The organism is Pseudomonas sp. F-14 TE3623 (assembly GCF_053629015.1).
The window spans coordinates 2,605,093-2,629,325 of sequence record NZ_JBRJHM010000001.1 but is presented as its reverse complement, the minus strand read 5'-3'; the positions used below and the strand labels follow the sequence as shown (position 1 = coordinate 2,629,325).

General features: G+C 59.4%; 26 protein-coding genes and 1 riboswitch. Of the genes, 8 read left to right on the top strand and 18 right to left on the bottom strand.

Going from position 1 to position 24,233, the window contains the following annotated elements; genetic code table 11:
- Positions 1–28 precede the first annotated feature (28 nt).
- Genes AB7M29_RS11990 through cobO form a run of 6 tightly spaced genes read right to left on the bottom strand, consistent with a single transcriptional unit; the run spans position 29 to position 6,078 of the window.
- Positions 29–1,489 (bottom strand): cobyric acid synthase, encoded by a 1,461-nt coding sequence (locus AB7M29_RS11990; protein ID WP_437180803.1) that lies wholly within the window; start codon positions 1,487–1,489, stop codon positions 29–31.
- Between the two features lie 29 nt (positions 1,490–1,518).
- A complete protein-coding gene (cobD, locus tag AB7M29_RS11985) occupies positions 1,519–2,511 on the bottom strand; it encodes a threonine-phosphate decarboxylase CobD (protein ID WP_454246903.1) in 993 nt (330 codons plus the stop codon).
- Complete coding sequence (gene cbiB / locus AB7M29_RS11980; protein WP_052967207.1) at positions 2,504–3,412, bottom strand: adenosylcobinamide-phosphate synthase CbiB; 909 nt, start codon at positions 3,410–3,412, stop codon at positions 2,504–2,506. Before cbiB ends, cobD begins: the two co-directional genes overlap by 8 nt.
- The gene (gene bluB / locus AB7M29_RS11975; RefSeq protein ID WP_201059492.1) at positions 3,409–4,059 is read right to left on the bottom strand and encodes a 5,6-dimethylbenzimidazole synthase; all 651 of its coding nucleotides are present in this window, start codon (positions 4,057–4,059) and stop codon (positions 3,409–3,411) included. Before bluB ends, cbiB begins: the two co-directional genes overlap by 4 nt.
- On the bottom strand, positions 4,056–5,456 hold the full coding sequence (locus AB7M29_RS11970; protein WP_454246902.1) for a cobyrinate a,c-diamide synthase: 1,401 nt from the start codon (positions 5,454–5,456) through the stop codon (positions 4,056–4,058). Before AB7M29_RS11970 ends, bluB begins: the two co-directional genes overlap by 4 nt.
- Positions 5,457–5,466: 10 nt before the next feature.
- Positions 5,467–6,078, bottom strand: a complete 612-nt coding sequence (gene cobO / locus AB7M29_RS11965) for a cob(I)yrinic acid a,c-diamide adenosyltransferase (RefSeq protein ID WP_052967210.1) — start codon at positions 6,076–6,078, stop codon at positions 5,467–5,469.
- Between the two features lie 80 nt (positions 6,079–6,158).
- A riboswitch (cobalamin riboswitch) is annotated at positions 6,159–6,389 on the bottom strand.
- A 154-nt stretch (positions 6,390–6,543) separates the two neighbouring features.
- On the opposite strand from cobO, the gene AB7M29_RS11960 reads away from it, so the two are divergent.
- Together AB7M29_RS11960 and AB7M29_RS11955 are read left to right on the top strand one after the other, a co-directional pair.
- Entirely contained in the window at positions 6,544–7,128 is a 585-nt protein-coding gene (locus AB7M29_RS11960; RefSeq protein WP_454246901.1) for a hypothetical protein, read from the top strand.
- 68 nt (positions 7,129–7,196) lie between these two features.
- The gene (locus AB7M29_RS11955; RefSeq protein WP_052967212.1) at positions 7,197–8,510 is read left to right on the top strand and encodes a PQQ-dependent sugar dehydrogenase; all 1,314 of its coding nucleotides are present in this window, start codon (positions 7,197–7,199) and stop codon (positions 8,508–8,510) included.
- 209 nt (positions 8,511–8,719) lie between these two features.
- On the opposite strand, the gene AB7M29_RS11950 is transcribed toward AB7M29_RS11955, so the two are convergent.
- The 5 genes from AB7M29_RS11950 to AB7M29_RS11930 all read right to left on the bottom strand — a co-directional run bounded on the left by AB7M29_RS11950 (position 8,720) and on the right by AB7M29_RS11930 (position 13,395).
- Positions 8,720–9,256, bottom strand: a complete 537-nt coding sequence (locus tag AB7M29_RS11950; protein ID WP_038979712.1) for a C40 family peptidase — start codon at positions 9,254–9,256, stop codon at positions 8,720–8,722.
- Between the two features lie 165 nt (positions 9,257–9,421).
- Entirely contained in the window at positions 9,422–10,072 is a 651-nt protein-coding gene (locus tag AB7M29_RS11945) for a C40 family peptidase (protein ID WP_217858065.1), read from the bottom strand.
- Between the two features lie 227 nt (positions 10,073–10,299).
- Positions 10,300–11,004, bottom strand: a complete 705-nt coding sequence (gene hda, locus AB7M29_RS11940; RefSeq protein ID WP_007898944.1) for a DnaA regulatory inactivator Hda — start codon at positions 11,002–11,004, stop codon at positions 10,300–10,302.
- A 228-nt stretch (positions 11,005–11,232) separates the two neighbouring features.
- Positions 11,233–12,306, bottom strand: coding sequence for an AI-2E family transporter (locus tag AB7M29_RS11935; RefSeq protein WP_217858066.1), 1,074 nt, complete (start codon positions 12,304–12,306; stop codon positions 11,233–11,235).
- A 30-nt stretch (positions 12,307–12,336) separates the two neighbouring features.
- Positions 12,337–13,395, bottom strand: a complete 1,059-nt coding sequence (locus AB7M29_RS11930) for a DUF2066 domain-containing protein (RefSeq protein ID WP_217858067.1) — start codon at positions 13,393–13,395, stop codon at positions 12,337–12,339.
- A 387-nt stretch (positions 13,396–13,782) separates the two neighbouring features.
- Between AB7M29_RS11930 and purM the strand changes: the two genes are divergently transcribed.
- The 3 genes from purM to AB7M29_RS11915 are packed head-to-tail and all read left to right on the top strand — an operon-like array spanning position 13,783 to position 16,213.
- A complete protein-coding gene (purM, locus tag AB7M29_RS11925; RefSeq protein WP_008013877.1) occupies positions 13,783–14,841 on the top strand; it encodes a phosphoribosylformylglycinamidine cyclo-ligase in 1,059 nt (352 codons plus the stop codon).
- Positions 14,841–15,491 carry a phosphoribosylglycinamide formyltransferase gene (purN, locus tag AB7M29_RS11920; RefSeq protein WP_454246900.1) on the top strand — a complete coding sequence of 217 codons (651 nt, stop codon included), beginning with the start codon at positions 14,841–14,843 and terminating at the stop codon, positions 15,489–15,491. Before purM ends, purN begins: the two co-directional genes overlap by 1 nt.
- An 8-nt stretch (positions 15,492–15,499) precedes the next feature.
- Complete coding sequence (locus AB7M29_RS11915) at positions 15,500–16,213, top strand: DUF3108 domain-containing protein (RefSeq protein WP_123496149.1); 714 nt, start codon at positions 15,500–15,502, stop codon at positions 16,211–16,213.
- Positions 16,214–16,285: 72 nt separating this feature from the next.
- Here the strand turns inward: AB7M29_RS11915 and AB7M29_RS11910 are convergent, their stop codons facing one another.
- Together AB7M29_RS11910 and AB7M29_RS11905 are read right to left on the bottom strand one after the other, a co-directional pair.
- Positions 16,286–16,747: a DUF3859 domain-containing protein gene (locus AB7M29_RS11910; RefSeq protein WP_454246899.1), complete on the bottom strand. Its 462-nt coding sequence runs from the start codon at positions 16,745–16,747 to the stop codon at positions 16,286–16,288.
- Between the two features lie 218 nt (positions 16,748–16,965).
- Positions 16,966–17,979, bottom strand: a complete 1,014-nt coding sequence (locus AB7M29_RS11905; protein ID WP_217858068.1) for an amidohydrolase family protein — start codon at positions 17,977–17,979, stop codon at positions 16,966–16,968.
- Positions 17,980–18,143: 164 nt separating this feature from the next.
- On the opposite strand from AB7M29_RS11905, the gene AB7M29_RS11900 reads away from it, so the two are divergent.
- Together AB7M29_RS11900 and AB7M29_RS11895 are read left to right on the top strand one after the other, a co-directional pair.
- The gene (locus AB7M29_RS11900; RefSeq protein WP_217858069.1) at positions 18,144–18,560 is read left to right on the top strand and encodes an OsmC family protein; all 417 of its coding nucleotides are present in this window, start codon (positions 18,144–18,146) and stop codon (positions 18,558–18,560) included.
- A 61-nt stretch (positions 18,561–18,621) separates the two neighbouring features.
- Positions 18,622–19,509, top strand: a complete 888-nt coding sequence (locus AB7M29_RS11895) for a pirin family protein (RefSeq protein ID WP_454246898.1) — start codon at positions 18,622–18,624, stop codon at positions 19,507–19,509.
- Positions 19,510–19,552: 43 nt separating this feature from the next.
- Here AB7M29_RS11895 and htpG read toward each other — a convergent pair whose 3' ends face one another.
- The 3 genes from htpG to AB7M29_RS11880 all read right to left on the bottom strand — a co-directional run bounded on the left by htpG (position 19,553) and on the right by AB7M29_RS11880 (position 22,464).
- Positions 19,553–21,457, bottom strand: coding sequence for a molecular chaperone HtpG (gene htpG, locus AB7M29_RS11890; RefSeq protein WP_123721239.1), 1,905 nt, complete (start codon positions 21,455–21,457; stop codon positions 19,553–19,555).
- An 81-nt stretch (positions 21,458–21,538) separates the two neighbouring features.
- Positions 21,539–21,991 (bottom strand): PaaI family thioesterase, encoded by a 453-nt coding sequence (locus AB7M29_RS11885; protein ID WP_030131718.1) that lies wholly within the window; start codon positions 21,989–21,991, stop codon positions 21,539–21,541.
- Positions 21,988–22,464 (bottom strand): PaaI family thioesterase, encoded by a 477-nt coding sequence (locus AB7M29_RS11880; RefSeq protein WP_454246897.1) that lies wholly within the window; start codon positions 22,462–22,464, stop codon positions 21,988–21,990. The genes AB7M29_RS11885 and AB7M29_RS11880 overlap by 4 nt, the downstream gene beginning before the upstream one ends.
- Positions 22,465–22,621: 157 nt before the next feature.
- Between AB7M29_RS11880 and AB7M29_RS11875 the strand changes: the two genes are divergently transcribed.
- Positions 22,622–22,867, top strand: coding sequence for a hypothetical protein (locus AB7M29_RS11875; protein ID WP_123720744.1), 246 nt, complete (start codon positions 22,622–22,624; stop codon positions 22,865–22,867).
- A 77-nt stretch (positions 22,868–22,944) separates the two neighbouring features.
- Here AB7M29_RS11875 and AB7M29_RS11870 read toward each other — a convergent pair whose 3' ends face one another.
- Entirely contained in the window at positions 22,945–23,346 is a 402-nt protein-coding gene (locus AB7M29_RS11870; RefSeq protein ID WP_217858073.1) for an MAPEG family protein, read from the bottom strand.
- Positions 23,346–24,083 (bottom strand): DUF599 domain-containing protein, encoded by a 738-nt coding sequence (locus tag AB7M29_RS11865; protein ID WP_030131722.1) that lies wholly within the window; start codon positions 24,081–24,083, stop codon positions 23,346–23,348. The genes AB7M29_RS11870 and AB7M29_RS11865 overlap by 1 nt, the downstream gene beginning before the upstream one ends.
- Positions 24,084–24,233 lie beyond the last annotated feature (150 nt).

Below are 24,233 nucleotides of genomic sequence, written 5' to 3'. Positions count from 1 at the left end.
TGCTCGCGAAGAGGCCAGCACATTCCCCCTAAAACCCACAGAGTTCACGCAACAACCCGGTATCCAGATGCTTCTCCACCAGATCCGCCAGCCGTTCGATATCGCGCTCGCGCAAGGCGTGGTAATCGACCTCCTGCACATCCTGCAACCCGGCCCAGCGCAACAGCGCACTGCACGCTGCCGGCGACTCGAACAGGCCATGCAGATACGTGCCGAAAATCTGCCCATCGACACTTTGCGCGCCATCGCAGCGACCATCGTCGAGCTGCACCGCGGCGTTTTCCAGCGCCGGTCCGGTGGTCACGCCGGCATGGATTTCATAGCCGCTGACCTGCGCATCCTCCAGCGCCAGGCGCCCACGTACATTGCGCAACTGCTTCTCTTCTTCGAGCTGCGTTTCGAACGCCAGCAGGCCCAAACCGACACTGGAACCCGGCGCGCCTTCGAGGCCCAGCGGGTCATGCACCTGCTCGCCGAGCATTTGCAGACCGCCGCAGATCCCCAGCACTTTTCCACCGTAGCGCAAGTGCCGCGAGATAACTGTGTCCCAACCGTTGGCCCGCAGATACGCAAGGTCGCTGCGCACGCTTTTCGAGCCGGGAAGAATGATCAGGTCGGCCGGCGGAATCGCCTGACCGGGGCCGATGAATTGCAGGTCCACTTGCGGATGCAGGCGCAGCGGATCGAAATCAGTGTGGTTGCTGATGCGCGGCAGTACCGGCACCACCACGTTGAGCACCTGATCGGCCTTGTCGGTCTGACGCTGATCGAGGCCGTCCTCAGCCTCAAGATGCAGGTCCATCACATACGGCAAAACGCCGATCACCGGTTTGCCGGTGCGCGCCTCCAGCCAATCGAGGCCCGGTTGCAGCAAGGCGATGTCGCCGCGAAAACGGTTGATGATGAAGCCTTTGACCCGTGCCTGTTCACTGGGCGACAGCAGCTCCAGCGTACCGACCAAATGCGCGAAAACCCCGCCGCGATTGATGTCGGCGATCAACACCACCGGGCAGTCCACCGCCTCGGCAAATCCCATGTTGGCGATGTCGCCGGCGCGCAGGTTGATCTCTGCCGGCGAACCCGCGCCTTCGACCATCACCACCGGATACGCCGCGCTCAAACGTTCATGAGAGGCCAGCACCGCTTGCATCGCGATGGCCTTGTAGTCGTGATAAGCGACCGCGTTCATCGTCGTGACCGCGCGACCATGAATGATCACCTGAGCGCCGGTATCGCTATTGGGTTTGAGCAACACTGGGTTCATATCGGTGTGCGGTTCGAGGTTGGCCGCCTGGGCTTGCACCGCTTGAGCGCGACCAATCTCGCCACCGTCGGCGGTTACCGCGCTATTGAGGGCCATGTTCTGCGGCTTGAACGGCACGACGCTGACGCCCTGGCGAGTGACCCAGCGACACAGCGCCGTCACCAGCGTGCTTTTACCGGCGTCGGACGTAGTGCCTTGCACCATCAAAGTAGCGCCCTGCACCATCAAAGTCGCGCCCGACACCTTCAACGTAGTCATTGCGCTTCCTTAACGTAAGCTTCAAGCGCTTGCTCGAGACGTTGCCAATCCGCTTCATCGGCGGGCAAGCCAAACCGCAGGCTGCTGTTGTGGGTGAACAACCGCAGCAGAATGCCGCGCCGGGACATGAATTCATGCAGCGCTTCGGCGCACTCGGTGATCAGCCATTGGAACAATGCGCAGCCGCCCTGAGGTTTGAAACCGTACTGTTCAAGCAGCAACGCCAGACGCTCGCCGGCCTCGTCAGTACGAATGCGCTGTCGAGTGTGCCCGTCCGTATCCGTCAGGCACGCCTGGCCCAGTACTCGGGTCGGACCGCTGACCGCCCAAGGGCCGACCTGTTCGGCCAGCAGTTTGAGCAACTTGCGCTCGGCCAATACAAAACCCAGCCGCACACCGGCCAAGCCGAAAAACTTGCCGAAGGAGCGCAGCACGATCAAGCCGATCTGATTGGCAAACGGCGCCAGACTCAAATGCGGGGTGTTGTCCATGAATGCCTCGTCCACCACCAGCCAGCCGCCGCGCTGGGCCAGCCGCGCATGCCAATCCAGCAGGCGAGCCGGGGTCAGGCTCAGCCCTGTCGGATTGTTCGGGTTGACCACCACCAGCACGTCGAGGCTGTCGAGAAAGAAATCGACTTCCGACTCCAGCACTTCACGCACGATGTAACCGTTGCGACGCCAGGCTTCAGCGTGCTCGGCGTAACACGGCGACAGCACGCCGACTTTGCCGGCCCGGCGCAAACGCGGCAGCAACTGGATCGCCATTTGCGAGCCGGCTACCGGCAACACTTGGGCCGCACCGTAATAGTCGCAGGCGGCCTGCTCCAGCCCGTCATCGGTTTCCGGCAACCGAGCCCAGGCCCGCAGCGGGATGTCCGGGACCGGGAATGGCCAGGGCGCCAGGCCACTGGACAGGTCGAGCCAATCGGCTTCGGCAATGCCGTATTCAAGCGCCGCCTTGCGCAAGCGGCCACCGTGCTCAAGCATAGAACTCAGCCCCCACGCAGAGAATCAGCAGCCATAACCATACCCCGCGCTGGACCAATTGCCAGCCACGGTCGATGGAATCGGCATCCGCCGGCACGCCTTCGCCCAACTGCGGACGCTGATGCAGTTCACCGTGATAAATCGCCGCCCCGCCCAACTCGACACCCAGCGCACCGGCACCGGCCGCCATCACCGGCCCGGCATTCGGGCTGTCCCAGGTCGGGCCTTGTGTACGCCAGCACTTCAATGCCAGTCGGGTTTTACCCAGCAGTGCGTAGGTCAACGCCACCAGGCGTGCGGGAATGTAGTTCAGAACATCATCGATCTTCGCTGCCGCCCAACCGAAACGTTCGAAGCGTTCGTTGCGATAACCCCACATCGCATCGAGAGTGTTGCTCAGACGATAGAGCACCACGCCGGGCGCACCCGCCACGGCAAACCAGAACAGCGCGGCGAACACTGCATCGCTGCCGTTCTCCAGCACCGACTCGGTGGCGGCGCGGGCAACTTCGGTTTCATCCAGTTCGCTGGTTTGACGGCTGACCAGATAACCAACACGTTTGCGCGCCTCGATCAGATCATCACTACGCAGGGCCTTGGCCACTGGCTCGACGTGCTCGCCGAGACTGCGCATGCCAAGGGCGCAATAGAGCACGAGAATCTCGACGATCCAGCCAACGTAAGGCGCCCAGGAAAGTGCGGTGGCCAACAAGGTCAGCGGCACGACCGCCATCACCCAGGCCGTAACGCCATGACTGCGCCAGCCGCGGCCACCGGAGTTGAAACGTTGCTCGATGCGATCGGCAAAACGACCGAACGCCACCAGCGGATGCCAGCGTCTGGGTTCACCCAGTAGCGCATCCAGCGCGACCGCAGCGACACTCAACAACGCCACACTCATTGACTCACTCCCCAATAATTTTCATACAGCAACTCGCTGAGTGGACGCGCCTGCGCCCAGCCTTCGAGTACCAACATCGGCGCCGGATAGAATTCCTTGACCGGCCCCAGGCAAAGAACGGCCAAAGGCTTGGCCCCGCTCGGTAAACCCAGCAAGTCCGCGAGCGCTTGCGGCTCGAACAATGACACCCAGCCCATGCCCAGGCCTTCGGCGCGGGATGCCAGCCAAAGGTTCTGGATGGCGCAGGACAACGAAGCCATGTCCATTTCCGGCAATGTACGACGACCGAAGATATGCCGCTCACGATCGTCCATCAGCGCGGCGACCAGCACCTCGGCGCAGTCGTTGATGCCTTCGACCTTGAGCTTCATGAATTCGTCGGAGCGCTCGCCGAGGGCTTCGGCGGTGCGGATGCGTTCTTCTTCCACCAGTTGCTGGATCTTGCCGCGCAGTGCCCGGTCGCTGATGCGGATGAAACGCCAGGGCTGCATCAGGCCGACACTCGGCGCCTGATGCGCGGCTTCGAGCAGACGACGCAGCAACTCGGGCTCGACCGTGCCGCCGCTGAAGTGCCGCATGTCGCGGCGTTCGGCGATGGCTCGGTAAACGGCTGCGCGTTCGGCTTCGGAAAATGCGTTGTCTGTCATGGCCTCTTCGCGAGCAGGCTCGCTCCCACATTCGACGGTGTAGATCCTGAAGAAACTCGGTCCACTGTGGGAGCGAGCCTGCTCGCGAAGGCGGCCTTAAGATCAGGCACAAACAGCGCGGCAATCGCCGATGGATTGGACGGAAAATAAAAATGCACATAAGAGGCCGTCATCCGCCCCTCACGATAAACCGCCTCCGCCCCTCGCCCGCCATTCGGGCTCAGCCCACGAGCAATCGGCTCAAGTTCGGTGCTGGTCAGCGAGTGGTGATAGGTGTGCCCACGCAGCAAACCTTCCGGCAATTCGACCGCCTGCAAGGCCAACGCGGCAAGACGCTTCTGCATTACAGCATCACCGGCCAGCAAACCGACCAGTTCAGCGCGAGTGCCCTCGACATCGGTCAATGAGTCGAGCAAATACAGCATGCCGCCACACTCGGCGAGCAACGGTTTACCCGCCGCGTGATGAGCGCGGATCGCGGTCAGCATCGGCGTGTTTTGCGACAACGCCACATGGTGCAATTCCGGGTAACCGCCTGGCAAATACAGGCTGTCTGTCTCCGGCAATTCGGTGTCGCGGATGGGTGAGAAGAAAGACAATTCGGCGCCCATGGCCCGCAACAGATCAAGGCTCGCGCCGTAGGTAAACGCGAAAGCTTCGTCCCGGGCCACGGCAATCCGCACACCGGCCAGCAACGGTTCGGCGGCGATCATTTCAGGCGCGGCGAACTCCACGGCTGGCGGTAGAGCCACATCGCAACTGCTGGCCAAGGAGTCGGCCGCCGCATCGAGACGCAGGTCGAGATCATTCAGCTCGCTGGCCTGAACCAGACCGAGATGCCGACTCGGCAATTCGATCCCGGTCTCCCGGGACAAGGCGCCGTACCAGCGCAAGCCTTCAGTCAGGCTACCTTCGAGCAACTGCGCATGGCGCACGGTGCCGACCCGGTTGGCCAGCACACCGGCAAACGGCAAGTCCGGCTGATAACGCGCAAGGCCCAGGGCCAGCGCGCCAAACGTCTGCGCCATGGCGGTGCCGTCGATCACGCCGAGCACCGGCACACCGAAGTGCCGCGCCAGATCGGCGCTGGACGGCGTACCGTCGAACAGCCCCATGACGCCTTCAATGAGGATCAGATCGGCTTCGCCAGCGGCCTCCCACAATAGACGCCGACTTTCCTGCTCGCCGACCATCCACATGTCGAGTTGATAGACCGGTGCACCGCTGGCGCGCTCGAGAATCATTGGGTCGAGAAAATCCGGGCCGCATTTGAACACGCGAACCTTGCGCCCCTGATTACGATGCAAACGAGCGAGCGCGGCGGTGACGGTGGTCTTGCCCTGACCGGAGGCCGGCGCGGCGATCAGTACCGCCGGGCATTGACGATGGCTATTCATAAAGTGCAGCTCACAACTCGACGCCTTTTTGCGCTTTGATTCCGGCCTGGAAGGCGTGCTTGATCATGCCCATTTCAGTGACGGTGTCGGCCAGCTCGATCATCTCCGGTTTGGCGCCGCGACCGGTGACCACCACGTGTTGCATCGGCGGACGGGCCTGCAAGTCGCTGAGCACCTGATCGAGATCGAGGTAGCCGTGCTTGAGGGCGATGTTCAACTCATCGAGCACCACGAGGCCAATGGCCGGATCACGCAGCAATTCGCGGGACACCGCCCAAGCGGCTTCGGCGGCGGCAATGTCACGCTGGCGATCCTGGGTTTCCCAGGTGAAGCCCTCGCCCATCACATGAAAACGCACCTGCTCCGGGAAGCGCCGGAAGAACAGCTCCTCGCCGGTGCTGGTGCGCCCCTTGATGAACTGCACCACGCCGCACTGCATGCCGTGGCCCATGGCCCGCGAAAGCATGCCGAACGCCGAGCTGCTCTTGCCTTTGCCGTTGCCGGAAAGTACCAGCAGCAAACCGCATTCATTCGGCGAGTTGGCGATGCGTTCGTCGATCACCGCTTTTTTGCGCAGCATGCGCGCCAGATGGCGTTCGTCACGATCGGGGGTATCAGTCATGGGGAGCTCTCCGTTGAGGCTGGATAACGGCGGGCAGGCACAAGAATAGACGGCAAGAAGCCTGGCATCGCCCACCGTGATGCCGTTGGATGAATCAGGCCGGTCTCCGGGCTCATGAGCGGCTTTGCGCCTGACTGCGCGCCTTCCCATGTCGTTGACACAGTGGCTCAAGGCGCAGTCTTCACTCATTTACCGTTGCGGGGGCAGCGCCGGGATCGTGATCATTCTTCGCTGGAAGAAATTCACTCACCGGCTTCCCTGTTTCACTCTGTCGACCAAGGTCACAGAGCACCTGAAACAAGCCGCGAAGGTTAGAGGGTTGGGGGTGGAGCGTCAATTAAAGCCGGGGCGCCGCTGAGCGAATAACTGCCATCGATCAATTAACTGACGCCAATCTTGTGCCAAACTGCCAGCAGTGATATCAAAGAGCCACAACCTGACAACACAATAACAAGGGTGAGCCACATGCAAGGCATGATCATCAGCAATCCGAAGCTGGAATTCCTGCGGCCGGTGCTGGAACGCTGGTTTGACTGTATCGACCGCTTCAACGCCATACGCGGCGATAACGATACACCTTACTGGTACGACGAAAACGCCAACCTCGGCCTGCTCTCCGCCGCGGCCTGGATGGCAGAAATGGTCACGCTACAACAAACATCCACGCGCAAACAGACCGAAGAAGGCGAACGCAACGCCCGCGCCGATCTGTTTATCGCCAGCAGCGAAGAACGCGCGTATCTCCAGGCCACCCAGCGCTGGCCGCGAGTCAATAACCTGAACCTGACCCAGGCACTGGCAGACATCACCAGTGACGCGAAGCGAATCAGCTACGCCAGCGATCTGAAACTCGGCTGTCTGTTTGTCGCACCACAAAAAGCCCAGCACAGCGCCACCCCGGAAGAACTCCAGGACATGGTCGACGACCTGCAAAAGGAACATACCTGCGCCGTGGCCTGGTATTTCCCTTACGCCTACCGCAAGTTGCGTAATGAAGCCGGCAACTACCATCCAGGCATCGCTATTTTGCTCAAGGAAGCCCGCGGCTGACCGGTTGAACCATCGAGCGTCTACGCTTCTCTATGATTACGTCCATGCATTCATAGGGAAGATCAGTAATGCGCAAACCCCAGCTCGTTTTCATCATCGCGCTCGCCGGAGGGCTCGCCGCCTGTGGTGAAACCTCCAGCCTGCAAGTCTCGGATGGCACAGGCCCCTCGCCCAAACTGCCAGAACCGAATAAAACCCTGATCCCGACGGTGAACATCGCCCCGGCGATTGGCTGGCCTGAGGGTAAGAAACCCGTCGCCGCGGCAGGGACTCAAGTGGCGGCGTTTGCCGAAGGCCTCGAGCACCCGCGCTGGCTCTACGTATTGCCCAATGGCGATGTTCTGGTAGCCGAAACCAACGCGCCGCCCAAACCCGATGACGGCACAGGCATTCGCGGTTGGGTCATGGGCAAAGTCATGGGCCGTGCCGGTGCCGGCGTCCCCAGCCCGAACCGCATCACCCTGCTGCGGGACAAGGACCACGATGGCGTCGCCGAAACCCGCACGGTATTCCTGGAAAACCTCAACTCGCCATTCGGCATGACCCTGGTCGGCAATGACCTGTACGTCGCCGACACTGATCGTCTGCTGCGTTTCCACTACGAAAACGGCGAGACAGCGATCAAGGCGCAGCCGATCAAGGTGGTCGATCTGCCGGGCGGTACACTGAATCACCACTGGACCAAAAATGTCATCGCCAGCAAAGATGGCAGCAAGCTGTACGTCACCGTGGGCTCGAACAGCAACGTCGGTGAAAACGGCATGGACCAGGAGGAAGGCCGCGCGGCGATCTGGGAAGTGGATCGCGCCACTGGCAATCATCGGATCTTCGCCTCGGGGATTCGTAATCCAAACGGTCTGGCCTGGGAGCCTCAGAGCGGCGCACTGTGGACCGCCGTCAATGAGCGTGACGAAATTGGCAGCGACCTGGTGCCGGACTACATCACATCCGTGAAGGACGGCGGGTTCTACGGCTGGCCTTACAGCTATTACGGCCAGCACGTCGACATTCGCGTCGAGCCGCAAAACCCCGATCTGGTGGCCAAGGCCATTGCGCCAGACTACGCGGTGGGACCACATACCGCGTCACTGGGCCTGACCTTCGCCGAAGGCAGCAAACTGCCTGCACCGTTCACTCAAGGCGCTTTCATCGGCCAACATGGCTCGTGGAACCGCAAGCCGCACAGCGGCTATAAAGTGATTTTCGTGCCGTTCAGTGCCGGCAAACCGACCGGGCAGCCGGTGGATGTGCTCACTGGTTTCCTCAATGACGAGGAAAAAGCCATGGGCCGGCCGGTGGGCGTGGTGATCGATCAGCAGGGTGGCTTGCTGGTGGCGGATGATGTCGGGAACAAGGTGTGGCGCGTTTCCGCCGCCCAATAACTGCAACACATATTACCTGTGGGAGCGAGCCTGCTCGCGATGGGGTCAGCACATTCAACAACGATGTTGCCTGATGCACCGCTATCGCGAGCAGGCTCGCTCCCACAGGGATCAGCGTTTACGACAGAACGTCAACCTATCGCCCAGCGGTAACAGGCACAGGCCCACACGCGAGTCATCCTTCAAGCGTGCGGTCATGACAACCTCCGCTATGGATTATGTGCCAAGTGCTCGGGTTGCAAGACGCGCTTGGCGCTCAGATAGGCTTTCTGCCAGTAAGCCTTGGACAAACTGTCCAGCTTGACCGTGCCGCCCGTGGCTGGCGCGTGGACGAAGCGGCCTTCGCCGACGTAGATCCCGGCGTGGCTGACCTGGGAACCACCATTGGTGGCGAAGAAAATCAGGTCACCGGTTTGCAGGCCTTCCTTGCCGATATTGGGGGCCTGCATGCCGATCATCTCGCGGGTGGAGCGCGGCAAGGAAATGCCTGCGACATCGCGATACACATAACCGATCAGACCGCTGCAATCGAACCCGGAATCCGGCGTGTTGCCGCCCCAGCGATAAGGCGTTCCCACCAGACCCAGCGCGCGAAACAGCACGTCTTCTGCCGCAGGGGAAAAGGCTTGGGAAGGACCGAAAACAATCGGAGCGCGGACCACCGGCGCAGGTGGCGGTGTGCGGCTGGCGCAGGCGCTGAGCAGCGCTGCGAAGAACATGAGTGCGAGGCGGGCCGACATCGTCATAAACAGAACATCCTGATCTGGCTGCGGCTTTTTCCACCGAAAAGGCAGAAAAGAAAACCGCCTGCGTAGAACGCAGGCGGTTTGCCATCAATAATAGATCAGGATTCTAGCGGCTACGCAGCAAACTTCAAGTAAGACTTTAAGTTCGCCTTACAAACTGTCCGCTTACTTGCGTGCCGTGACGATAGCCGGGGCCGCTGCCGGCGCCATCGCGAGTGCACGCTTGGCTTCGATGAAGGTCTTGCTCCAGTAACTGTCGCCCAGGCTATCGATCCGGACACCACCGCTGCGGCGGCTGCTGGAGTGGATGAACTGGTTGTCACCCAAGTAGATCCCGGCGTGACTGACACGACCGCGACGACCATTGGTGGCGAAGAACAGCAGGTCACCTGGCTTGAGGGCGCTGCGAGCAACCAGGGGAGCGTCAACGTTGATCATTTCGCGAGTGGAGCGCGGCAGGTTCATGCCGGCCTCTTCACGAAACAGATAACCGATGAAGCCGCTGCAGTCGAACCCAGCCTCGGAGGTGCCGCCGAAACGGTAACGGGTACCGATCAGGGACATGCCACGTTCGAGGATGCTGTCGGCCAGAACCGGAAGCTGGTACGACTTGCCGCCGGCGAAGTCTGCCAGTTCTTTATCGGTGGCCGTCTCTTCCTGGTAAAGAGTTTCCTGGAAAAGAACGGAAGACTGCGCGGTAACTGAATTTGAAACCTGCGGTTGTGGCGCTTGCTGGGACACTGGAGAGTGGGCAGCGCAACCGAACAACAGGGTGACGAGTGCGAGAGGCACGAGGGGTGCGAAGCGATTTAGCATGGGCACGACCGTGGCTGATAGTTTCTAAAGAAGCCGAGACTATGCCCGCTATCAACCTCATTTGCAAATTCAATCGATCTTTATGTGACTTATCGGTTTCTCGTTTACATCTAAGCGCTTAAGCCCATTTTGAACCTTTGCGCAGCCTGCCGTCTTGCAGGAAAGCGGATTTGTTGACGCCTGTAATATGCCGAAACCCGTGTAAAACCTGAGTCTGATCCAGGTTTTTACCAACCAAGGGTTTCTTTCAGGAACGGGATTGTCAGCTTGCGCTGAGCTTGAAGGGAGGCCTGATCGAGGCGTTCAAGCAGCTCGAAAAGCGCACTCATGCTGCGGGTACCGCGGGTCAAAATAAAATGCCCGACTTCATCGGTCAGGTGCAGGCCGCGACGGGATGCGCGCAACTGCAAGGCACGCAATTTGTCTTCATCAGAGAGTGGCCGCATCTGGAAGATGAGTGCCAGTGTCAGCCGCGACTTGAGATCTGCCAGCTTCACCGGCAGTTCGCGCGGGGATGTCGAGGCGGCGATCAGCAAACGCCGGCCGCTGTCACGCAGACGATTGAACAGATGGAACAACGCCTCTTCCCAATCCGCCTTGCCGGCAACCGCCTGCAAATCGTCCAGGCAGACCAGTTCGTATTGTTCGAGGTTGTCGAGGATTTCGATGCCACGATCCAACAACTCGGCCAACGGCAGGTACACCGCCGGCTCCCCCAGTTGTTCGAAACGCAGACACGCTGCCTGCAACAAGTGCGTGCGCCCTACCCCGTCCTTGCCCCAGAGGTAAATCAGGCTTTCCGTCCAGCCGGCGTCGGCTTCGCAGAGCCGCTCGACATAGCCGAGTGCAGCGGCATTGGCGCCTGGGTAGTAATTGATAAAGGTAGCGTCATCACGCAGACGCACACCTAGGGGCAGCTGAATCGGTTTCATGCTGACTGAACAGTTCCAAAGGAACCGTTAGTGGCCTCTGTGTAAAGTTTGCGAAGTTTATACCCGTGCGGCTGACCGCACAATGCGACAGACCATAAGCAAAATCAAAGGTTTGCGTTAATGCATTGGTTTTATGACAGATTCTTTGACGGCGCATATGACAGCCACGCCAGCGATACGGGCAAACCTGGCACGAAACCAGACTGCCCGCTACGAGCGATTAAAAACTTACAGCTCGGATTCGTCGACACCGCCGTAGATATCTGAATCCTTATACAAATCGTGTACGTGACGCACCAGGACCATGATCACCGCCGCCACCGGCAACGCCAGCAACACACCGGTAAAACCAAACAGCTCGCCGCCGGCCAGGATCGCGAAGATCACCGCCACCGGGTGCAGGCCGATCCGGTCGCCCACCAGCAATGGTGTCAGGACCATGCCTTCCAGCGCCTGACCGACCATGAACACCGCGACAATACCGATCATGGGATACAAATCGCCACCGAACTGGAACAGACCGGCAATCAACGCCGCACCAATCCCGATGACGAACCCCATGTACGGCACGATCGCCGCCAGACCGGCAATCAGACCGATCAACAGCCCCAGCTCCAGCCCGACGATCATCAAGCCTGCGGCGTAGATCACGCCCAGCGCCAGCATCACCAGCAACTGACCGCGCACGAATGCCCCGAGCACTTCATGGCATTCTCCCGCCAGGGACATGACGCGCTCTTCACGATCACGCGGCAGCAGGCTGCGGATCTTGGCCATCATCAGGTCCCAGTCGCGCAGCAGATAAAAACTCACCACCGGAATCAGCACCAGGTTGGCCAGCCAGCCAATCAGTGCAAGACCTGAAGCCGTCGCCTGACTCAGCACTACGCCGACCACATCGGTGGTCTGGCCCATGTGCGCGCTGAACGCCGCCTTGAGCTTGTCGAACTTCCAGAAGCCGTCCGACAACCCGATCTTCGATTGGGCCCACGGCACGGCGGTGTGCTGCAACCAGTCGAGCATTTGCGGCGCCAGTTCATACAAACGGAACAGCTGCTTGGCGAGCATTGGCACCAGCACCAACAGCAACGCGGTGACGATCAATGTGAACAAGGCGAACACCGCCACCACGCCCCAGGTCCGTGACAGACCGTACTTCTCCAGCCGATCCACCAGCGGGTCGAACAGATAAGCCAGCAACAGCGCCACCAGGAACGGCGTCAGGATCGGGTGCAACAGGTAAACAAACGCGCAAAGCAGGACCACCCCACCGAGCCAGAACCAACGCCGTGTATCGGCCATGTACCACTCCTGCTTCTATATAAGGAAAAACTACCAGCGAAAACGTAACTGCGGCGTCGGTGCCGGGGCCGGCGCTGCGACCGGTGTCGAGCCAGCCGCCACGGGTTGAACAGGCGCAGCGGGGGCCGGCGCCTCACCGGCCGGAATTTCCTGCAACTTGGCCAAAGACAACTGCGCCCGCAGCTGATCGGGGCTGCCGTTGACCCGATAAAGCACGCGGTCGCCGTCGACACTCTGCAGACGTGCGCCAAAAGGCTCCAGCAAACGCCCGAGCGTCGCATAACGCTCCAGGCTCATCCCCTGCACTTCCAGCAATTGCTCGCTCGACGCACCCGGCTTGGCGGCAAAACGCGGCGCCAGGCGTTGGCTGACCGCCAGCATCACCGCATCGGCCAGCGCGGCGGTATCGGCGCCCTGCACGTTACCGGCTTCTTTCTGATCGCCCAACCACAAACGCCACTTGGCTTGCCATTGGCCACCCTCTTCACGGGCATGCACCGCCAGCAAGGCGTCGGCATTGTAACGGTCGGATGCGCCCCGCAGCGGTGCCGGGTCTGCACTTTCCAGATTCGGCGCAGTGGCGACAATCTGCTCGTTCAGGTCCGCCAGTGGCAAACGCAGCGGAAGCCCACGATGTTGCGCCGCTCGAAGCAGTGGCGTGGCACTGGCCTGGCCATCGCCGACCAGGCTTGAACCTTCAGTGGAATCGTTCAACCACCAACCGAGAATCGACGGCCGGTTGCTGCCCCACATGGCCAACCCGGCACGCCGCAAGGCCTGTTCGGTGGTGGCCGGATCGAAATCGACTTTCAGCACTTGCGGCGGCCCGGCCTCATAACCGAACTGGCTGATGATCTGCTGAGGGTCTTTGCGCACGGTCGCCAGGCCCGGGCTCTGCGCCGCCTTGGGGTCGCCGGTCAGGCGCAACACCAACGTATCCAGCGCCCGCTGAGTCGCCTGATCGCGCTCCTCTGGCGTCTGGCTGCTGACAGGTTCGCGCACTTGATAGAGGCTTTTGACTGTTTCGGCATGACTGGTCAGGCTGACCATGGATAAACAGCCCACGAACAAGAATTTAAGAAAACGCATAAAAAGATTCCTGACGACAAGAGCGGCTGGAACAGACCGCGTGAAGATGATTGAACCGGGGTCTGTTGACCACACGTTCAAGCAAAACATTCACCCGATCCCGGTAAGTTTTCGCACTGTCATAACGATAGACGGTTAACGTCGATACCTTATACAGCCATCCGGGACGCCACCAACACGGGCAATATCGGTTTTTTTAACGCGATATGCCTCTGCCCGTCGGCACGAGGATGGCCGCTGCCCCTCAAGCCTGATAAAATCGCGCGCCTTCGCAGACCGGCAACAGCCGGGCACCCTGAAATTCGCGGATGGCACTCGCCTTCGTTTGTTTCGGCGGTCCCACTGGACTCGGTCGTTACCCCTGAATCCCCCCTAAAGGCCTGGATCATGAGCAAGCAACCCTCCCTGAGCTACAAGGACGCCGGTGTAGACATCGACGCCGGTGAAGCATTGGTCGAACGCATCAAGAGCGTCGCCAAGCGCACTGCGCGCCCGGAAGTCATGGGCGGCCTGGGCGGTTTCGGCGCCCTCTGCGAAATCCCGGCCGGTTACAAACAACCGGTACTGGTATCGGGCACTGACGGCGTCGGCACCAAACTGCGCCTGGCGCTGAACCTGAACAAGCACGACAGCATTGGCATCGACCTGGTTGCCATGTGCGTGAACGACCTGGTGGTCTGTGGCGCCGAGCCGCTGTTCTTCCTCGACTACTACGCCACCGGCAAACTGAACGTCGAAACCGCGACCCAGGTCGTGACCGGCATCGGCGCTGGCTGTGAACTGTCCGGCTGCTCCCTGGTCGGCGGCGAAACCGCTGAAATGCCTGGCATGTACGAAGGCGAAGACTACGACCTGGCCGGCTTCTGCGTCGGTGTCGTGGAAAAGTCCGAAATCATCGACGGTTCCAAAGTCGCTGCCGGCGATGCCCTGCTCGCCCTGCCGTCTTCCGGCCCGCACTCCAACGGCTACTCGCTGATCCGCAAGATCATTGAAGTGTCCGGCGCAGACATCGAAAACATTCAGCTTGACGGCAAACCGCTGACCGACCTGCTGATGGCCCCGACCCGCATCTACGTGAAGCCGCTGCTCAAGCTGATCAAAGAAACCGGCGCCGTCAAAGCCATGGCCCACATCACCGGTGGTGGCCTGCTGGACAACATTCCGCGCGTTCTGCCAAAAGGCGCACAAGCGGTGGTTGACGTTGCAAGCTGGACTCGCCCTGCCGTGTTCGACTGGCTGCAAGAGAAAGGCAACGTCGATGAAAACGAAATGCACCGCGTACTGAACTGCGGCGTCGGCATGGTCATCTGCGTGGCTCAGGAGCACGTTGAAACCGCGCTGAACGTACTGCGTGAAGCTGGCGAGCAGCCTTGGGTCATCGGTCAGATCGCCACCGCTGCCGAAGGCGCGGCTCAGGTTGAACTGAAGAACCTCAAGGCTCATTGATGTCCCAGACCTGTGATGTGGTGGTGCTGTTGTCCGGCACCGGCAGTAACTTGCAGGCCTTGATCGACAGCACGCGGACCGGCGACAGCCCGGCCCGCATCGCTGCGGTGATCTCCAACCGCGCCGACGCCTACGGCCTGCAACGCGCCAGGGACGCGGGTATCGACACCCGCACCCTGGATCACAAGGCTTTCGAAGGTCGCGAGGCCTTCGATGCCGCGCTGATCGAACTGATCGACACCTTCAACCCCAAACTCGTGGTACTGGCCGGCTTCATGCGCATTCTCAGCGCTGACTTCGTGCGCCACTATCAGGGTCGCCTGCTCAATATCCATCCCTCGCTGCTGCCCAAATACAAAGGGTTACACACTCATCAGCGCGCGCTGGAGGCCGGCGACACTGAACACGGCTGTTCCGTGCACTTCGTCACCGAGGAACTCGATGGCGGACCACTGGTCGTACAGGCAGTAATACCGGTAGAGTTGCACGATTCGCCGCAGAGTCTGGCGCAGCGAGTCCATACCCAGGAACACCTGATCTACCCGATGGCCGTACGCTGGTTTGCCGAAGGCCGTTTATCACTCGGTGAACAAGGTGCTTTACTGGACGGACAGTTACTCGCGGCCAGCGGCCACTTGATTCGAACCTAGGAGATTTTATGCGTCGCGCCCTGCTCTTCGCTTGCGCTCTGCTCGCCCTGCCGTTTGCGCAGGCCGCAGACCTTCAGCCCTTCTCCGCCAGCTACACCGCCGACTGGAAACAGCTGCCCATGAGCGGCACCGCCGAACGCAGCCTGACCAAGGGAGCCAACGGCGTCTGGAAACTCAGCTTCAAGGCGTCGATGATGATCGCCAGCCTGACTGAAGAAAGCACCCTGACCCTAGACAAGGACACGCTGCTGCCGCAGTCCTACCACTTCGAACGTGGTGGCCTGGGCAAAGCCAAGAAGGCTGATCTGGATTTCGACTGGACCAATAAGATGGTCACCGGCACCGATCGCGGTGACGCCGTCAAGCTTCCGCTCAACCGCGGCATGGTCGACAAGTCCACCTATCAACTGGCGCTGCAGCATGACGTGGCCGCCGGCAAGAAAAGCATGAGCTATCAGGTGGTCGATGATGGGGAAGTCGATACCTATGACTTCCGCGTGCTGGGTTCGGAGAAAGTCGACACCAAGGCTGGCCAGATCGATGCGATCAAGGTCGAGCGCGTGCGCGACCCGACACAAAGCAAGCGCATCACCGTCCTGTGGTTCGCCAAGGACTGGGATTACCTGCTGGTCCGTTTGCAACAGGTCGAAACCGACGGCAAGGAGTACAACATCATGCTCCTCGACGGTACGGTCAACGGCAAGACGGTCAAAGGCAGCTGATCTGCAACAACATGAAAGCCCCGCAAACGCGGGGCTTTTTTTCGTCTGGCATTTGGCCGGGCGAGAGCGCGATCAGCGCACGGTAAAGCGTTGCTGGGCCAGCAGGCGATCGCCCTGGAACACCATGAAACGCCATTCACCGGGAACGACTTCGTGGCTTTCGGTGAACTCGTATGCCATCACATCCTGCGGAGCACCGGGTACCAGTTTTTGAGTGACTTCCAGTTTGTCGTGACGCACGCCATCCGGAGTGCGAATGCCCGGAGTGAAATAGAGCAAAGTCAGCGGTTGGTCTTCGGCGACCTTGCCGGCCTGGTAACGCATACCGAACTTGGTGCCGAGTTTGGCGGGGACGATTTCAGTTTGCTGGATCTGTTCATTGCTACGGCGCAAAACTCGCTCGCCCGATTGCAGTTCGGCTTTCGGGCCAGCAAACACGCCGTATTCCACTGGGCCTTCGACGCGGACTTCGGCACTGGCCAGACCACTGACGAACATCATTGTGGCCAGGGCGGCTAAACGGGTGAGGTGCATGGTGCGCTCCTTGATTGAGATGGCCGGAGCGTATGACACGGACATGACTTATTGATGACAGGTCCGAGTTTGGCGACAGGTTCAACAAATGGGTTGAATTAGCTATCGCTTTCGCGAGCAAGCCCGCTCCCACACTGGATCTCGGTCGTTTACAACATCTATGTACACAGGAGATCCAGTGTGGGAGCGGGCTTGCTCGCGAAGGCCGCGCCGCGAAATCAGCTTTTACCTACGGAACGAGGCAAAATCGCCAAAAAGTTATCCCGCGCAACCTTTCTGGCAACATCCTCCGGCAAGGCATCAAGAAACGGATCGAAGCCGCGCATTTCCTTACCGAGCTTGTTGAAACGTCCCACCACATCGGAACCGAGCATGAAGCGCTCCGGAAAGCGCTCCACCAGCTTCACCCATTCATCCCGAGGCTTGCCCTGCTCGTCCAGCAGGTAAGGCGTCAGCATGCTCCAGGACAGGTCAACGAACAGATTGGGGTAAGCCTCGAGCATTCGCGACAGCGTCGGCAACAGAAAATCCAGCTGAGTCTGATGCCGATGAATCTCCGCACTGGTGCCTGCATGAGCCCAAATGAATCGCGTGTGTGGATGATTGCGCAGCGGCTCTTCGACTTCTGCCAGGTACAGCGGATTTTTTTCACGCTTGGAGGTGATGTTGGAATGCAGCATCACCGGCAAATCATTCTCGGCAGCCAGGTGGTAGATGCGGGTCATCGCCTCATTGTTGGCCCGCGGCGTGTCGCCGGCCGTCAGCGCAGTCAGATCGTCGTGACGGGTAAAAACTTCGCCAATGCCCTGCCAAAGCCCGGGATTGAGGTCGAGCATGCGCTGGATGTGTGCCGCGGAGTTTTTGTCATTCGGGTTGAAGCCAGACAGAAACGGGTGGAATCGCTGGCGCTGCTCGGGCGTCAGCTTATTCACCGCCGCCGCGACGATCACATCGGTCGCGCTGTACCAGTAGGCATCGGCGTCATCGCCGGCGTAATAACGTGGGCGCTTGGGTTCATCTTCGTGCCATTTCTTTGCCACAGGAATGCCGGAAATCATCACATGCTCAATGGCATTGTCGTCCATGGCCGTAAGCAATTTCGACATGCCCGCCGTTTCCTGAAAGAAATCGACGTAATGCAGGTGCGCATCGCTGTAGGCATATTCGCGGGCATAAGCATCAACGCAGCACAGCGCCAACAGCCAGGCGAGGCTCAAGCGGATCGGGGGCACGGGATTCTCCTGGATATGAGCATCTGCGGTATGAGCAACATAGACCGCACCACGCAAACCAGGGTTCAGCCGGCAAGAAAGTGGAACGCGAACTTGAAGGAATGCTCTATAACTTCACGGTCTTTTTTGATCGAATGACTTTTCCACTGCCCGCGAGGTTTCCCATGACTGTTACCGTCAATACTGTCTCCGCCGAAGGTTTTCGTCACAGCGTCCAGATCGATGAGCACGAGCTTTTTGCCGATGTGCCGAAAACCTCGGGCGGCGAAGGCACCGCGCCTGAACCACACGACTACTTCGACGCAGCTCTGGGTGCCTGTAAGGCCCTGACGCTGAAAATGTATGCCAAGAAAAAGGACATCCCGCTGACGGGCGTCGAGGTTGAGGTCACGCGCGACAACAGCGAAGAGCAGAAAGGCAAATATGCCCTGCACGTCGAACTCACGCTCAAGGGTGTGCTCACCGACGCCCAGCGTGACGAGCTGCACCGCGTGGCCGACCGCTGCCCGGTACACAAGCTGATGACCACTTCCGACATCAGCATCGAAACCCATCTGTCCGAAGGTGCCTTCAGCCAATAGCGGCAAGGGCTGCGCAAGCGGGTTATGCTCCCTGCGTCACCCGCTCAGCCTGGAATGCACCATGAACACGCCACTCGTGATCCGCCCCCGCGCCGAAGATGTCGAAGGCCAGCCGATTCTTCGTCCGTTGCCGTCAGCCAAATGCCGCAACGTCGGGCCTTTCGTGTTTTTCGACCACATGCTCGAAACCCGTTACCCGGCGGGTAAAGGCATGAACATCCGTCAGCATCCGCACATCGGCCTGTCCACCCTCACCTACCTGTTCGAAGGGCAAATCCAGCACAAGGACAGCCTCGGCTCCGATCAGGTGGTGAATGCCGGCGATGTCAGCTGGATGACGGCAGGTAGCGAAATTGCCCACGTCGAACGCACGCCCGAACCCTTGAAAGACAGCGGCTTTACGATGCACGGCTTGCAGATCTGGCTGGCGTCGCCCAAGGATCGTGAGCACGGCCTGGGACACTACAGCCACCATCCGGCTGCCACGCTGCCCGTCAGCGATAACCTGGGCGTGAAGATACGGATGATCGCGGGGTCAGGCTTTTGCCTCGAATCGCCAGTCCCGGTGCTTTCCCCTACGCTGTACGCCGAATTGAACCTGCAAACGGCGACCACATTGCTGATTCCCACCGAGCATGAAGAACGGGCACTGTATGTGCTGAGCGGTGAAGCGAAACTGGATGGCGAGCTGCTGGAGCCGCATTCGCTGGTGGTATTGCCGGTCGGGGAAGAGATGACCTTGTTCGCCGAGAGCGACTGTCATGCCGTGCTGTTTGGCGGCGCGCCGCTGGATGGGCCGCGACGGATCAACTGGAATTTCGTGGCCAGTGATCCGGCACTGATCGATGAAGCACGTCGGCGTTGGGCGGCCGGGGATTGGCCGACAGTGCCTGGGGAAAGTGAGCGGATCGAACTGCCGAAACACCGAAGCCCGCCAACGCCCCTGTAACGATCAAAAAAAAACCCGCCGAAGCGGGTTTTTTACAACGCAGTTAAACTGACAGTTCAACCAGCAGCTTGTTCAGACGGCGCACATAAGCGGCCGGGTCTTTCAAGCTGTCGCCGGCCGCCAGGGCCGCTTGATCGAACAGAATGTGCGACAGGTCGCCGAAGCGCTCGTCGCTCTGCTCGTTGTCGAGTTTCTCGATCAGCGGGTGAGCCGGGTTGAATTCGAAGATCGGCTTCGAATCCGGAACCTTCTGACCGCTGGCTTCCAGGATCTGACGCATTTGCAGGCCCAGGTCCTGCTCGCCGATGGCCAAAATCGCCGGGGAATCGGTCAGGCGATGGGAAACCCGCACTTCAGCAACGGAGTCGCCCAAAGCGGTCTTGAGACGCTCAACCAGGCCTTCTTTGGACTTGGCGACTTCTTCCGCGGCTTTTTTGTCTTCTTCCGAATCCAGATTGCCGAGGTCCAGGTCACCGCGTGCCACGTCGACAAAGCTCTTGCCGTCGAAGTCGTTGAGGTAGCTCATCAGCCACTCGTCGATGCGGTCGGTCAACAGCAGCACTTCGATGCCTTTCTTGCGGAAGACTTCCAGGTGCGGGCTGTTTTTGACTTGCGCGTAGGTTTCGCCAGTCAGGTAGTAGATCTTGTCCTGACCTTCCTTGGCGCGAGCCAGGTAGTCGGCCAGACCTACAACCTGCTCGCCGTCGTCGCCCTGAGTGGACGCGAAACGCAGCAGGCCGGCGATTTTCTCTTTGTTGGCGAAGTCTTCTGCCGGGCCTTCTTTCATGACCTGACCGAAGTTCTTCCAGAAACCTTTGTATTGCTCAGGCTCGTTCTTCGCCAGTTTTTCCAGCATGTCCAGAACGCGCTTGGTCAGCGCCGACTTCATGGAGTCGATGATCGGGTCTTTCTGCAGGATTTCCCGCGACACGTTCAGCGACAGGTCGTTGGAGTCGACCACGCCTTTGATGAAGCGCAGGTACAGCGGCAGGAACGATTCGGCCTGATCCATGACGAATACACGCTGCACGTACAGCTTCAGGCCTTTCGGCGCTTCACGCTGGTACAGGTCGAACGGAGCACGGGTCGGTACATAAAGCAGCGAGGTGTACTCAAGTTTGCCTTCGACCTTGTTGTGGCTCCAGCTCAGCGGGTTTTCGAAATCGTGAGCGACGTGTTTGTAGAACTCCTGGTATTCCTCGTCTTTTACTTCAGTGCGAGGACGAGTCCACAGGGCGCTGGCGCGGTTGACGGTTTCCCATTCAACGGCAGGCTTGTCTTCGCCTTCAACGGCTGCCACTTCTTTCGGCAACTCGATCGGCAAGGCGATGTGGTCGGAGTACTTCTTGATGATGTTGCGCAGACGCCAGCCATCGGCGAATTCGTCTTCCGCGGACTTCAGGTGCAGAACGATGCGAGTACCACGGTCGGCTTTCTCGACAGTAGAAATTTCGAACTCGCCTTCGCCCTTGGACGACCAGTGCACGCCTTCGCTGGCAGCGAGGCCGGCACGGCGGCTGAATACGTCAACTTTATCGGCGACGATGAAGGCCGAGTAGAAACCGACACCGAATTGACCGATCAGGTGCGAGTCTTTTTTCTGATCGCCAGACAAGTGCTTCATGAAATCGGCAGTGCCGGACTTGGCGATGGTGCCCAGATGGGTCACCGCGTCTTCACGGCTCATGCCGATGCCGTTGTCTTCGAGGGTGACGGTTTTAGCGTCTTTGTCGAAGCTCACACGGATTTTCAGTTCAGCGCCGCCTTCCAGCAATTCAGGCTTGGCGAGGGCTTCAAAGCGTAATTTGTCGACAGCGTCAGAGGCGTTCGAGATCAATTCGCGAAGGAAAATTTCCTTGTTGGAATACAGCGAATGGATCATGAGGTGCAGCAGTTGCTTCACCTCGGTCTGGAAGCCCAGGGTTTCCTTTTGAGTTTCCACACTCATGGTCATCAAACTCCAATCAGATGGCAGTGGCCGCGACCTTGAGGGTCGGCGGCGGGTTGTCCTCAGAGTTGGGGGCTGAGATCAGGATTTCAAGGGCTCTTCGATTTTGAAATGAGCGCGGGCCGTGGCAATGGGCTCGGCCTCAGTGCTTTGCCAGGCGGTAATCGCCACGTTTGCCACCCGGCGCCCCTGACGACACACCTGGCATCTGGCCCAGGTATCGCGAAACTGTCCCGCGCGCAGGTAGTCGAGGGAAAAGTCGATAATCTTCGGCACGCCGGGCGAACCGGTGAAGATCAGCAGGTGCAGTGCCGCCGAGAGCTCCATGAACCCGGCAATCACCCCGCCATGGATCGCCGGCAATAAAGGATTACCAATGTTGTCCTTGTTGGCCGGCAGACGAAACAGCAGCTCATCCCCCACCCGCGAGCATTCAACGCCGATCAGTCTGGCGTAGGGAATCAGGTCCAGCAGCGAAGCGTAGTCCCCCTGCGCATGAGCCTGTTGAAGTTGTTCCTTGAACGTGTCGGTCATTTCGCACCTCCGGCGATGGCACCGGCAAAACCTTTGGTGCCTTTGATGCTCTTGCCCATGCGCATGAAGGTGCCCACCACATGGGCGATGGGCTGTTCGGGGTCGTCCTGATAGGCAAAACCGCGCGCGAAGATCACGTCGGTGGTCACTCGGTAGCATTGGGCGAAGCCGTATACGTCCTTGTGCGGCTTGGCGGCATGCATGTAGTCGATGCGCAAGTCGAGCGTCGGACAGACTTCGAACTCGGGCAACACGCAAAGGGTGGCCATACCGCAGGCAGTGTCCATCAGTGAGGTCAGCGCACCGCCATGAATCACCCCGGTTTGCGGGTTGCCGACGATCTGCGGGTTGTACGGCAGAATCACCGTCAGCCCTTCGCTACTGGCGCTATGAACACGCAAACCAAGCACCTGACAATGCCGCAATGCCGACAGGAATCGCGTCGCACGCTCAAAAACGGGGTTTTCGGCCATTTGATAAAACTCTTCTTAGTGTCTGGGCAAAGTAGCGGGCTAGAAGGCAAAAGTTCCGCAGCAAAACAAACTTATATATCTGTGCGAATTGAGGAACTTAACCCTATTCGCTGTGCTCGAAAGGCCAGTAGATATTTTCCATAAGGAGAAACACCCCATGCGTAAGACTTTAGCTATTGCCTTGATGTTGACCGCTTCCCTCGGTCTCGCTGCTTGCGATAAAAAATCCGAGGACAAAGCTCAAGATGCTAACCAACATGCCGAGCAAGCTCAGGAAAAAATGAGCGAAGCTCAGGATAAAGTGAACGACGCAGCAAAAGAAAACGCCGAAGCTGCCAAAGCTCAGGCCGAATCGAACGAAGCTGCGACAAAAGAAGCCGCGCCAGAAGCACCTAAAAACTAAAAGCGTTTTTAGTGATAAAAGAAAACCCGCCAAGTGCGGGTTTTCTTTTATCTGCGGCTTTTGTTTGCAATGCAGTATTAGATCAAAATCGTCCTAAAAGTCGGACTAATCATCAGCAACAACGAACACACTAAACCCACGAACCACACCAGACTGCGCTGCCAGGCCAGATCTCCCCAATAGCACAACAAGTAAATGATGCGTGTGATCACGAAGATGATTGCCAGCGTATCGATCAGCCACCCCGCCGTCTGCGTGGTGTGCGCCATCAACACCCCTACCGCAAACAATATGAACGCCTCGAAACTGTTCTGATGGGCCGCCAATGCGCGGGCGCCGAAACCGGTTAGTTGGGCCTGTTGCTGACGCGGCAGGTGATTGTCGTAACCGCCCTGCTCGTTCATGGCTTTGGCCACCGGAATCTTTGCCACGTAAATCAACAATGCGCTGATCAACACACACCAGAACGGAATACTCATCAAGCAGCCTCCTTGTTTGCTTCAGGCAATGGCGCCTCTGTAGGGGTATAGACCATCACATCAAGAACGTCGGAGTGAAACTCGCGGCGATACAACACCAGCACGACGCCGGCACTCATCAACATGAACAACCAGGGGCTGACGAACCACGCCAGCATGGTCATGCCGAAGTAATAGGAACGCAGACCGAAGTTGAACTGGTTGGCCGCCATGGAGATGACACGGGCGGCTCGGGAAGCGAAGGCTTTACGCTCTTGCTCGGACACATGGCGCTCGCCGATCATCGGCGCCGAGCCCACGAGAATCGCCGCAAAGTTGTACTGACGCATGCACCAGCTGAACGTAAAGAACGCATAGACAAATACCAGCGCCAGGCACAACAACTTGATCTCTGACATCCCTTGGGAAGCCTGTTGCACCATCGGGATATCCGCCAGCAACGAAACGGCTCTGTCGGACGCACCCAACACCGTGAGAATACCGGCCAGGATAATCAGCGTACTGGAGGCGAAGAACGAGGCATTGCGCTCCAGGTTACCGATCACGCTGGCATCGGCAATGCGATTGTCGCGCAACAGCATGCGGCGCATCCAGTCTTCGCGATACAGGTGCAGCACGCTGGCCAGGCACGCAGTGTCGCGGCCCTTCCATGAGGCGTAACGGGTGTAACCGCCCCAGCAGACGACAAACCAGAGCGCGGCGAGGATGTGGATCAGATTGGCGTGGATGAACGACATGCAGGTCCTTGTGATGTGTTTGCGGGGAACTGAAACCCTGTGGGAGCGGGCTTGCTCGCGAAGGCGGTGGGTCAGTCGACATCAATGTCGAATGATAAGCCGTCTTCGCGAGCAAGCCCGCTCCCACATTAGATTTGGTAGTGCTTCGAC